At 34.2% G+C, this 12,039-nt stretch carries 12 protein-coding genes; 5 read left to right on the forward strand and 7 right to left on the reverse strand.

The window, feature by feature from the left end; translation table 11 throughout:
• The first annotated feature begins 22 nt into the window (after nt 1-22).
• Nucleotides 23-397 carry a DUF3899 domain-containing protein gene (locus JVU85_RS09295; protein ID WP_204172362.1) on the forward strand — a complete coding sequence of 125 codons (375 nt, stop codon included), beginning with the start codon at nt 23-25 and terminating at the stop codon, nt 395-397.
• 143 nt (nt 398-540) lie between these two features.
• Here the strand turns inward: JVU85_RS09295 and fabF are convergent, their stop codons facing one another.
• On the reverse strand, nt 541-1,785 hold the full coding sequence (gene fabF / locus JVU85_RS09300; RefSeq protein ID WP_002510176.1) for a beta-ketoacyl-ACP synthase II: 1,245 nt from the start codon (nt 1,783-1,785) through the stop codon (nt 541-543).
• 11 nt (nt 1,786-1,796) lie between these two features.
• Nucleotides 1,797-2,738, reverse strand: a complete 942-nt coding sequence (locus JVU85_RS09305) for a beta-ketoacyl-ACP synthase III (RefSeq protein ID WP_002510177.1) — start codon at nt 2,736-2,738, stop codon at nt 1,797-1,799.
• Between the two features lie 228 nt (nt 2,739-2,966).
• On the opposite strand from JVU85_RS09305, the gene JVU85_RS09310 reads away from it, so the two are divergent.
• Nucleotides 2,967-3,158, forward strand: coding sequence for a DUF2929 family protein (locus JVU85_RS09310; protein ID WP_002510178.1), 192 nt, complete (start codon nt 2,967-2,969; stop codon nt 3,156-3,158).
• Between the two features lie 271 nt (nt 3,159-3,429).
• Here JVU85_RS09310 and clpB read toward each other — a convergent pair whose 3' ends face one another.
• Complete coding sequence (gene clpB / locus JVU85_RS09315; protein WP_021458880.1) at nt 3,430-6,039, reverse strand: ATP-dependent chaperone ClpB; 2,610 nt, start codon at nt 6,037-6,039, stop codon at nt 3,430-3,432.
• Nucleotides 6,040-6,232: 193 nt separating this feature from the next.
• Nucleotides 6,233-6,652: a carboxymuconolactone decarboxylase family protein gene (locus JVU85_RS09320; RefSeq protein ID WP_021458881.1), complete on the reverse strand. Its 420-nt coding sequence runs from the start codon at nt 6,650-6,652 to the stop codon at nt 6,233-6,235.
• Between the two features lie 104 nt (nt 6,653-6,756).
• On the opposite strand from JVU85_RS09320, the gene JVU85_RS09325 reads away from it, so the two are divergent.
• Complete coding sequence (locus JVU85_RS09325) at nt 6,757-7,167, forward strand: Lrp/AsnC family transcriptional regulator (RefSeq protein ID WP_002509328.1); 411 nt, start codon at nt 6,757-6,759, stop codon at nt 7,165-7,167.
• Nucleotides 7,168-7,314: 147 nt separating this feature from the next.
• Here the strand turns inward: JVU85_RS09325 and JVU85_RS09330 are convergent, their stop codons facing one another.
• Nucleotides 7,315-7,623, reverse strand: a complete 309-nt coding sequence (locus JVU85_RS09330; RefSeq protein WP_002509329.1) for a metal-sulfur cluster assembly factor — start codon at nt 7,621-7,623, stop codon at nt 7,315-7,317.
• A 119-nt stretch (nt 7,624-7,742) separates the two neighbouring features.
• Between JVU85_RS09330 and JVU85_RS09335 the strand changes: the two genes are divergently transcribed.
• Both JVU85_RS09335 and JVU85_RS09340 read left to right on the forward strand, forming a co-directional pair.
• Nucleotides 7,743-8,585, forward strand: coding sequence for a Cof-type HAD-IIB family hydrolase (locus tag JVU85_RS09335; protein ID WP_002509330.1), 843 nt, complete (start codon nt 7,743-7,745; stop codon nt 8,583-8,585).
• Nucleotides 8,586-8,632: 47 nt separating this feature from the next.
• Nucleotides 8,633-9,955 carry a CoA-disulfide reductase gene (locus JVU85_RS09340; protein WP_002509331.1) on the forward strand — a complete coding sequence of 441 codons (1,323 nt, stop codon included), beginning with the start codon at nt 8,633-8,635 and terminating at the stop codon, nt 9,953-9,955.
• 500 nt (nt 9,956-10,455) lie between these two features.
• On the opposite strand, the gene JVU85_RS09345 is transcribed toward JVU85_RS09340, so the two are convergent.
• Both JVU85_RS09345 and JVU85_RS09350 read right to left on the reverse strand, forming a co-directional pair.
• Nucleotides 10,456-10,848, reverse strand: coding sequence for a YisL family protein (locus JVU85_RS09345; RefSeq protein ID WP_002509332.1), 393 nt, complete (start codon nt 10,846-10,848; stop codon nt 10,456-10,458).
• Nucleotides 10,849-10,998: 150 nt separating this feature from the next.
• Complete coding sequence (locus JVU85_RS09350; protein WP_002509333.1) at nt 10,999-11,901, reverse strand: fumarylacetoacetate hydrolase family protein; 903 nt, start codon at nt 11,899-11,901, stop codon at nt 10,999-11,001.
• Nucleotides 11,902-12,039: the final 138 nt, after the last annotated feature.

Here is a 12,039-nt window from a genome sequence, read left to right on the forward strand (position 1 = left end):
CTTATTTGGAGGATAATGAGTTATGCGCTTTTTTAAAAAAAGTATACTTTGGTTACTCGCAACACCTGTGTTAACACTTATATTTTCGCTCATAAGTGATTTCACTTTAACAAACTACATAAATATTTTGTTTATATTATCTAGCATTATCGCAATCCTATCTTTTGTAATGATTATTATTCAAGAAGGTGTTTTAGATCCTACAAGCTATGGATTTCGCCGTTTAACATATCAACTATCTACAAAAAAACGAAGACAATCTGTAGCAGACGATTCCTTTTTCAATCCTAAAAGCGCTAAAAAGGACCATTATGTTATCACATCTTGGATAAAATATGCCTGTGCTTGTAACATTATCTATTTTCTAATTAGTATTGCTTTAACCTATATTATATAGTAACTACACAAAACGCTTCCTATTGCATTCAATAGGAAGCGTTACTTTATTTTGAATTTAGTAAAATTAAACAACCGTAAAAACCTCCATTATAAAAAGGTTTTTACGGTTTAAAGTTATGATACTAATGTGTGTTATATAGATTAATCAGCAAACTTTTTCAAAATAATTACTGCATTATGTCCGCCGAAACCTAAACTGTTACTCATAGCATAAGTAATGTCTAAATCTTGAGCTTCATTAGGTACAAAATCTAAGTCACACTCTGGGTCAGGTGTAACTGCATGGATTGTTGGTGCTACACGTCCTTCTTTAATAGATAATGCTGAGAAGATAGCTTCTATACCACCAGTAGCACCTAATAAGTGTCCTGTCATAGATTTTGTAGAACTTACTTTCAATGAATGAGCGGCGTCACCGAAAGTATTTTTGATAGCTTGCACTTCTGTTAAGTCACCTACAGACGTACTTGTACCATGTGCATTTAAATATTGAATGTCTTGTGCTTCAATACCAGCATCTTTAATTGCTGCTTGCATAGCACGAGAACCACCTTCACCTTCAGGTGCTGGTGCTGTAATATGATATGCATCACCAGTTGAACCATAGCCAACAATTTCGGCATAAATTTCTGCGCCACGCGCTTGTGCAGACTCTAATGATTCAAGCACTACTATTCCTGCGCCTTCACCCATAACAAAACCATCGCGGCCAATTTGGAATGGGCGACAAGCAGTTTCAGGATCGTCGTTTGTTGAAAGTGCTCTACTTGCACTGAATCCTGCAATCGACATATCAGTAATTGGTGCCTCTGTACCACCAGTTATCATCGCATCTGCATCACCACGTTGTATGATTTTGAATGCTTCACCAATTGAGTTCGTCCCTGTCGCACAGGCAGTTACAGTTGAACCATTCGGCCCCTTAGCTCCTAAGTCTATAGAGACTTGACCTGTTGCCATATCTGGAATTAACATTGGTACGAAGAAAGGACTAACACGTCGTGGACCTTTATTTAATAAAGTATTGTGGGCATTTTCAAATGTTTCCATACCTCCGATACCTGCACCAATCCATACACCAATTTTATCAGCTGTACTTTCGTTGATTTCAAATTTCGCATCTGCAACTGCTTCTCTTGCAGCAACGACTGCATATTGCGTAAAACGATCCATTCGTCTTGCTTCTTTTTTGTCAATATAGTCCTCAATATTAAAATCTTTTAGCTCACCTGCTAAATGTACATTATATGGTTCAGTATCAATACGTGTAATTTTGTCAATTCCACTTACTCCATTTAATGCATTTTGCCATGATGTTTTCGCATCATTACCGATTGGTGATAAAGCACCAATACCCGTAATAACCACACGTTGTTCTTTGCTCATAAATTGACCTCCTATTTACCCCATTTTAATGTAATGGCACCCCATGTAAGGCCGCCGCCAAATCCAACAAATACTAATACATCATCATCTTTAATTTTATTATTTTCTAGTTCTTGAGCAATACTTAAAGGAATGGATGCTGCAGAAGTATTACCAAATTTATCTACTGATACACTCATTTTTTCTTTTGGAATGCCTAAACGTTCACGCGCAGATTCCATAATACGGATATTTGCTTGGTGTGGAATAAACATATCTACATCCTCAGATTGTAAACCAGCTTTTTCTACCGCTCTATTGGAAGCTTCACCCATGATGCGGACCGCAAATTTAAACACTTCACGTCCGTTCATAAATATTTTACCATTATCTGGGTTTAAGTATAAATATTCTCCACCTGAACCGTCTGAGCCAAGCTCATAACTTAAAATACCTCGACCTTCAGATACCTCACTAACAACAGCAGCACCAGCACCGTCGCCAAATAAGATAGCCGTTGAACGGTCAGTCATATCTGTAATTTTAGATAATTTATCTACACCTACAACCAAGATGTTTTTATAATCACCTGATTGTACGAATTGTTTTGCATTAATTAGTCCATACATAAAGCCACTACAAGCAGCTAATTGATCCATTGATGCTACTTTACTAATACCTAGTCTGTTTTGTAACATGTTACCTACTGTTGGAAACGGATATTCTCCAGTTGAAGTAGCAACTATGATCATATCAATGTCATTTGCTTCTATTCCAGCATCCTCAATTGCTTTGACGCTGGCTTTATAAGCTAAGTCAGTAGTATCTTCATCTTCTCCAGCCCATCTTCTTTCTTTTATACCAGTCATTTTAGATATCCATTCATCTGAAGTTTCTAAAAAAGACTCGAAATAGGCATTGTCCACTACGTTTTCTGGCGCATATGCACCGAAACCTTTGATACCCACATTCATGGTTGTACACCTTCTTAATATATATTTAATACCAGGTATTAATTTAACATATTTTTTTAGTTAAATACAAGAACAAGCGCACTTGTTTGAGTTAATGTACACATATTATTATTAATCACACTTTCCATCGTCACAAAATCAACAGAATTGTAACCGATTTCTACTATACAAAATATAACCTATTCCTTATAATGAAGTTATATACAGTTTAATTGGAGGCATTATACTATGAAATACCTCGCAGTATTATTTTGGGCTATTTTGTTACTCGAAATGGTTAACTTTGTATTAAACAGTTTAGATGGTGGCGGTGCATTAAATTTAATTACACCTATCGTTGTGGCAGTTATACTCACAATTATTGTTGTGTTATTTGACATGACAATGAAGCCATTAAAGAAAGATACGAGTCAACAATAGACAATTTACGTATAAAACAAGCCGATGCACTTCTTGTGCATCGGCTTGTTTTTATAATGTAGCTAGGACATAAATCCCCGTTCAAATAAGAGAGGCTGGGATAATATTGATTCGTTCCAGTCTCTTTTCATATTGGCAGTAGATGACTGTATTGAAAATGCGCTTTAAACTAAGCTTTTTTTCAATGCTAGTCATCCTTGCCGGGGTGGGACGACGAAATCATTTTTTCAAAATCAGATTTCTGTCCCACTCCCTCTTGTTTATTGTGTCTTTACATACTTTGTGGTTCAACTATATTAAATGTTAAGCCATCATCTGTTAAATCAACTTGTAAAGTAGTTCCTTCAGGTAAATTTTCTCTAATCATTGTTCGTGCCAATGGTGTTTCGATTTGTGATTGTATAAAGCGTTTTAATGGTCGCGCACCAAATTGTGGTTCGTAGGCTTCTTTACCTAGCCATGCTTGCGCTTCTGGTGACACTTCAATTGTAATACGTTGGTCTAACAATCTGATATTTAACTGTGCTAATAGTTTTTCAACAATACGTCCCATATCTTCGACAGATAATGGTTTAAATAATACGATATCATCCATTCGGTTTAAAATTTCTGGTTTGAAATATTGATTTAAACTATCCATCACTGCTTTTTCTGTAGCTTCAGTAATGACACCTGTATCTTTCACTTGTTCTAACAATACTTGAGAACCAATATTACTTGTCATAATGATAATCGTATTTTTGAAATCAACACTTCGCCCTTTGGAATCAGTTAAGCGTCCTTCATCTAATATTTGCAATAATACGTTAAAGACGTCTGAATGTGCCTTTTCAATTTCATCAAGCAAAATTACTGAGTATGGATTGCGGCGAACCGCTTCTGTCAATTGTCCACCTTCGTCATGACCCACATAACCTGGAGGCGCTCCAATAAGACGAGACACAGAGTGTTTCTCCATATATTCACTCATATCTATACGTATCATATGTTTTTCTGAATCAAATAATGTCGATGCTAAAGACTTAGCTAATTCTGTTTTCCCTACACCTGTAGGACCTAAGAATAAAAAGCTCCCTATCGGTCTTTGAGGATCTTTAATACCTGCTCTAGCTCTTACTACAGCATCAGATACTAAATCTACTGCTTTGTCTTGACCTACTACGCGTTGATGCAATATTTCTGATAAATTCAATAATTTTTCGCGTTCTGTTTCTACTAATTTGGATACTGGAATACCAGTCCATGAACTTACAATATCGCCTATTTCTTCATCTGATACGATTTCACGAATGATACGCTCATTGTCTTCATTTTGTTCATCTTGAAAAGCTTCCTCTAAATCTCTTAATTCTTTTTCTAATTCAGGAATTTTACCATGTTTCAATTCAGCAGCACGTTCAAGATTATAATTATTTTCTGCGTCTTCTAACGCCTTTCTATTTTCATCTAATTCAGTACGTTTTTCTTGTAGTTTCGCAATTTTTTCTTTTTCTTGTTCAACACGTGACTGAATGGCACTTTGCTTTTCTTTTTCATTCGCTAATTCTTCTTGCAATTCATGTAATCTTTGTTTACTTGCATTATCAGATTCATTTTTCAATGCACTTTCTTCAATTTCTAATTGCATTACACGACGATTAACTTGATCTAATTCTGTAGGGTTCGAACCCATCTCAGTACGAATCGTTGCACAGGCTTGGTCAACAAGATCAATTGCTTTATCCGGTAAAAAACGATCAGTAATATAACGATCAGACAGTTCTGCTGCTGCGACGAGTGCACGGTCTTGAATACGTACACCATGATATACTTCATAACGTTCTTTAAGTCCACGTAAAATTGAAATAGTATCTTCTACATCTGGTTCTGATACATTTACTTTTTGGAAACGACGCTCTAAAGCAGAATCTTTTTCAATATATTCACGATATTCATTTAAAGTTGTTGCCCCAATACAATGAAGTTCGCCACGAGCTAACATAGGTTTTAACATGTTACCGGCATCCATCGCGCCTTCTGTTTTACCTGCACCAACTAACATATGAATTTCATCAATAAATAATATGATTCGGCCATCTGAGTCTTTAACTTCTTTTAACACTGCTTTTAAGCGCTCTTCGAATTCACCACGGTATTTTGCGCCTGCAACTAATGCACTTAAATCCAATTCAAAAATAGTCTTATCCAACAAAGAATCAGGTACATCTTTACGTACAATTCTTTGGGCTAAGCCTTCAACAATTGCAGTTTTACCAACACCTGGTTCACCAATTAATACTGGATTATTTTTAGTTTTTCTACTTAAAATACGTATAGCATTTCGTATTTCTTCATCTCTACCAATGACTGGATCCATATTCCCTTGTCTTACTTCTTCAACAAGATCACGGCCATATTTTTCTAAAGCTTCATAATTTACTTCTGGATTTTGTGTTGTCACATGGTTTCCTCCTCTAACTTTTTTAATAATTTCTGTAATAACTTCTTGTTTGTTACCTATTGCTTCACGTGTAATACTGTCTACTTCCATTGCTGCTAACAACAAATGTTCCATTGAAATATATTCATCTTCATATGTGTTCATATATTGTTCTGCTGTATTCAATAATTTATTAGCGTTTTGACTTATATATTGTCCATATTGCACATGTTCACCTTGTACAGTTGGATAATTACTTAATTTACTATCATACTGTAGTGCTAAACTTTCAGTATCAATATTTGCTCTATCTAAAATATTTTTAAATAAACTATCCGATTCTGTTAAGGCTGCTTTTAATATAGCTTCAATTTCAATATTTTGGTTTTCATAGTTTTTAGCGATTTCAATAGCTTGTTGTAAAACACTTTGTACTTTATAGGTCATTTGATTAATATCCAAATAAACTCACCCCTGTATCATTAAGTGTAGGTCAAGGTTAACTATCTTTGACTTTGACTTTCTTTGACCTTAATTAAATTATATACCTTTCTGTTGCTAATATCAACTAAAAAACATCATTCGTATGCCGCTAATTTTCTCTTTTTTGTTATACACAAATTAGTACAAATTTAATCGAAATCGTGCCATCAAATTAATCAGTAGCCTCCAATTGTAACAATGCTCCAAATTTTTGCTGACACTCCGTGAACTGAATATACGCTATCAACATGATGATTTCTTCGTCAGTCATTACTTTATAAAGCTCCTGAAATAGATAATCAGGTATGTTCGTCCCCATTGTCATATATACTTCTGTAAAACCAATTGCTGTCAGTTCTTTTGGATTAAATTGTGCTTTACTACCTTCTGGTTTTCCTTTGCTCTTACAATATGAACAACCACTTTGGTGTGCCAACATTCTTCTAATTTCCTCCACCACTTTAGGTTGTAAATGTAAGTTTTGTTCAATCGTTTGGGCTAATGTTGTCCAACTCTGTAATAATTGTTCGTTATGACCTAGTAATTGTTGATACGGTGTTTCACCTAATTCACTTAATTTTATTAAAGTCATATGTCCACCTCCTATTATGAAGTTTATATAACTAAACGTCTTTCATCCTTATGTTTTATTAGGTATAATTAATAAAAACTTTATTATTTGAGGTATTATTATTCATGGACGTAATCGACAATAAAATCATTTCTGTGCTACAAACGAATAGTAAAATATCGTTGTCTGAATTGAGTGACCTTGTACATTTATCATCACCTTCAGTACGTGAACGAATCAATAAACTCTTAGAGACCGGTATTATTAAAAAATATACAATTGACATTGATTACACTTTGTTAGGTTATACTATTGAAGTTATTATGCACATTACTATTAAAAATAATTTATATAAAGACTTCAAACTTTTTATTAATAACCAATCTGATGTTGATTTTTGTTATAGAGTTTCTGGTTCATCTTGCTTTTTAGTTAAAATGCATTTTCAATCAATGTCAGCAGTTGAACAATGTATCGATGATATGCAACGTTATGGTCACACGCACACACAATTTATTTTGTCACAAGTTAAATAAAACCAATCTCGAATGGCTATTCACCTTTCGGATTGGTTTTATCATAACTCAATTGATATTTAATTTTCTCCAACAAAAAAAGACTTAACATGTCCAATGATGTCTAAACATCTATGAACATAATTAAGTCTTTACTAAAAATTGAGCTTAGCCAATGCCTAATGCAATTTTAGCATAACGAGACATTTTATCTTTATCCCAAGGCGGGCTCCATACAACATTAACTTCAGTATCTGCAATTTCAGGTATTTCAGCTAATACCATTTTAATTTGATTTATAATTTGAGGTCCCATTGGACATCCCATAGAAGTCAATGTCATTTCAACGGTACATAATCCTTCATCATCTACATCTACATTATATACTAAGCCTAAATTAACTATATCAATACCAAGCTCTGGGTCGATAACCATCTCTAAGGCATTTAAAATACTATCTTTAAGTCCTTCATCCATTTGTAATCACCTCTTCGTAATTAATCTTAATTAACAATATATCAAATATCTTACAAAACGCCAATAAAATGCTATGATATTGTTACATTAAATTTTAATATCAACTTAAGGAGACATATATGAAACCTTATTTAATTTGTTTAGATTTAGATGGTACTTTATTAAACGATGATAAACAGATTTCACCTTATACAAAAACAATACTTAATACATTACAAGCACAAGGACACAAACTAATGATTGCTACTGGACGTCCTTATCGTGCTAGTCAAACTTATTACCATGAATTGAATATGAACACACCTGTAGTCAATTTTAACGGGGCATATGTACATCATCCAAAAGATGACAATTTTACACCAGTTCATGAAGAATTAGATTTAGAGCTTGCTACAAGCATTATTCAATCATTGAAAGACTATGGTGTCAGTAATATTATTGCTGAAATCAAAGATCATGTTTTTATCGATAACTTTGACCAAAAATTATTTGATGGTTTTTCTATGGGCAGCCCTACTGTTGAAACTGGAGATTTATTACAAACACTAACTGCTTCACCAACGTCGATTTTAGTTGAAGCAGAAGAAGTTATGATTCCACGAATTAAACAAATGCTATCACGTTTTTATGCTGAAAGCATTGAACATCGTCGTTGGGGATCACCATTTCCTGTTATTGAAATAGTGGGTAAAAATATTAGTAAAGCTAAAGGTATAGATGCGGTTAAATCTTACCTTGATATTGAACGCTCCAATATTATTGCGTTTGGCGATGAGGATAACGACTTAGAAATGATTAAATATGCACAACATGGTGTTGCAATGGAAAATGGTTTAGACGAACTAAAACATGTTTCAAATCATGTTACTTATTCTAACAATGATGATGGTATCGGCCGTTATCTTAATGAATTTTTCAATTTAAACATCGCTTATGAACAAGTTATAAATTCACGTATCTAACTATCGAGGTTATACAAATATTACTCAATAAGGAGGCTGAAAATATTATGAATCACATTGTTGTAGTTGGTGCGGTTGCAGGTGGTGCAACTGTCGCGAGTCAAATTAGACGTTTGGATCATAATAGTGAAATCACAGTCTTTGAAAAAGATCGTGATATGAGTTTTGCTAATTGTGGCTTGCCTTATTATTTAGGAAACATTGTCGAATCACGTGATGCAATACTCGAAGCAACTCCCGAAGATTTTTATAATGCTAAACAAATAACAGTTAAGCCCTATCATGAAGTTATAGCTATTAATGATGATAACCAAACTGTTACTGTGCATGACTATCAAAAAGATGAAGTCTTTCATGTTAACTATGATACATTAATTTTAAGCCCTGGATGCAGTGCACGCTCGCTTCCTCTTGATAGTGACATAGTCTTTACTCTACGCAATATGGAAGATACTGATGCCATTGAGTCCTTTATACAAGACAATCATGTCCAACGTGTGTTAATAGTTGGTGCCGGTTATATCAGTTTAGAAGTGTTAGATAATTTGTATGAACGTGGAATTACACCTACATTAATACATCGTTCTGAGCATATTAATAAATTAATGGATAATGATATGAACGAACCTATCATCGAATCATTGAAAGAGCGTAATATAACTTATCATTTCAATGAAGAAATAGATACCATTAAAGGCAAAACTGTGTATTTTAAATCAGGCCACCACGAAGACTTTGACCTCGTCATTACTGGTGTGGGTGTTGAGCCAAACTCAAACTTTATTAAAGCGTCAAATGTTACTTTAGATAGCCACGGCTATATTCCTGTTAATGATAAATTTGAAACGAATATCGAAAATATCTATGCACTCGGTGATATTATTACTTCACGTTATCGTCATGTCGATTTACAAGCACACGTACCACTTGCGTGGGGTGCTCATCGTGCAGCGAGTATTATCGCAGAACAAATTGCCGGTAATCCACAAATTCAATTCAAAGGATTTTTAGGCAGTAATATTGTTAAGTTTTTTGATTATACATTTGCGAGCGTAGGTGTGACACCTAATGAATTAAAATATTTTGACTATAGTATGGTTGAGCTTAAACAAGGTAAACATGCTGGTTATTACCCAGGAAACACAAAAATTCACTTACGTGTTTATTTTGATAAAAATACACGCCAACTATTACGAGCAGCAGCAGTAGGTAAAGCTGGTGTAGATAAACGTATTGATACTTTATCCGTAGCAATGGCTAATCAGATGACAGTAGATGATTTAACAGATATTGAAGTAGCTTATGCGCCACCATATAGCCATCCTAAAGACTTAATCAATATGATTGGTTATAAAGCACGCAATAAATAATAAATACATCGCAAACATTATTGATACTTGAGGTATTTCAGAACGTAGATAGACCCTTCGCATTAATTTGCGAAGGGTTTATTTATGTTCTAGTTAGATATTATTTTTATGGAATATTAGCAGTAGTTTATGCCGACTCCTGCGGGAAGAGCACTCGTCGCAGACTACAGGCTTAGTCAGTGCCACGGAAAGCGTGCATAAAAAAACTGCCAACAAAGCCAGAAATTTTGTCTTTAGACTCTTGCTTTATTGTAAGTAAACAGACCTTAAATATTAGTTTTCCCAAGAGTTTTTTCTATAGATAGGCAGTAGTTTATGCCGACTCCTGCGGGAAGAGCACTAGCCGAAGACTACGGGCTGAGGCAGTGCCCGCGGAAAGCGTGCATAAAAAAACTGCCAACAAAGCCAGAGACTCTGTAGACAGTCTGAAACTAATTTTATTTAATTGAGTTGTGTTTAAAAATATAAAACTCAGCTTCTTTGGTCATTGCTATCCATTACTACATACCAAATAGTTGAGAAATTGGTCCCCAAGGTAAGATGATGCCTAATAACATAGTAATGATAATTACAATAATTGTAGCCCATAAAATGCCATGACTGGCTTGCCCTTTTTTACGCTTAATTAATGCAGTTTCCATTAATGCTACTGAAGCAATACCACCTACCATTTTTAACGTTAGTAACATGTGTCCGCCACCTTGTGAACCCGAAGAAAACTCTTGAATAAGTAACCATAAACCACTAAATAAAACTAAGACCATAAAAACTCTTAATAACATATGAATAGGTTTAAAATATGGTGTTGCACCTTGCTTTTCTGAAAAGTTGAAGTACGCTGCAAAAAATAAAATAATTGCAACTACCCAACTTAATATATGCATGTGTATCATGCTATCCCTCCACACAATTTTATAATTTCATATTTATTTTATCATACATTAATTAATACACAATCGTTGAACTATCATCATATCAAATAAAAAAAGACAAAGTTTTTAGGTGAAATTTATTACCTAAAAACTTTGTCTCTTTTTTAATTCTTATTTTTCAATAAAGTTAGTTAATGTACCTATGTTATCGATTGTCACTTTGACTTCGTCACCAGGCTGTAAAAATTGAGGAGGGTTCATGCCCGCGCCAACACCTGCTGGCGTACCAGTAGCAATAATATCTCCTGGGTGCAATGCTACATATTTAGAAATTTCTTCAATTAATTCATCAATTTTTAAAATCATTTCAGATGTATTACCATCTTGACGAATTTCATTGTTTACTTTAGTCACGATATTAACATCTTCTGGTGTCGGTAATTCATCTTTGGTAACAATATAAGGACCAATTGGACAACCACCAGTCAAACTTTTAGATAGAAAGGCTTGTGCATGCTTATTTTGAGCCGTACGATCAGTAATATCATTAATGATGGTATAACCATATACATAATCTAAAGCAAGACCTTTAGGGATTTTTTCTCCAGCTTTTCCAATGACAATACCTAATTCACCTTCGTAATCTAATTCTGAAGTAATATCTTGATGGTTAGGTATCGTACTATTATCACCAGCTAAAGATGATGCGGCTTTAGTAAATACATATAAACGTTGTACTTCATTATTCAACTCATCTGCATGTTTTTTATAATTACGTCCAAAAGCAATCACATTATTTGTCGGTGTTACAGGCGGTAAAAATTCAAGTTCAGAAAATGGCACTTTATATTGCTCAGCTTGTCCACTGTCTTCAGCAGCAACAACTGCTTTTCTCACTTGTTCTTGAAAATCTACTGTTTGGTTTTGTTGTAAACCTTGTAATAATGTTTTGGGATTAAACTCACCTTCCGCGAAGTCTGCAAAGACGTGTTTCAAATTCCATGCGGCTTCTTCACGTTTTACCTTAACACCGAAAGATGTATGTCCTTCATGTCTGAATGATAGAAATTTCATTCAATATCAGCTCCTCATCTGTATCTTACTTCATATTATAACTAAATTTACGCTTAAATAACAAATAAATGAATAAGGAATAATCTAAATATTCATTTTCTTTAAAAAATTTGATGGCATGCCAACTTGTCTTTCTTT

The sequence above is a fragment of the Staphylococcus sp. GDY8P72P genome, assembly GCF_016890655.1.
In the GTDB taxonomy this organism is placed as follows: Bacteria; Bacillota; Bacilli; order Staphylococcales; family Staphylococcaceae; genus Staphylococcus; species Staphylococcus arlettae.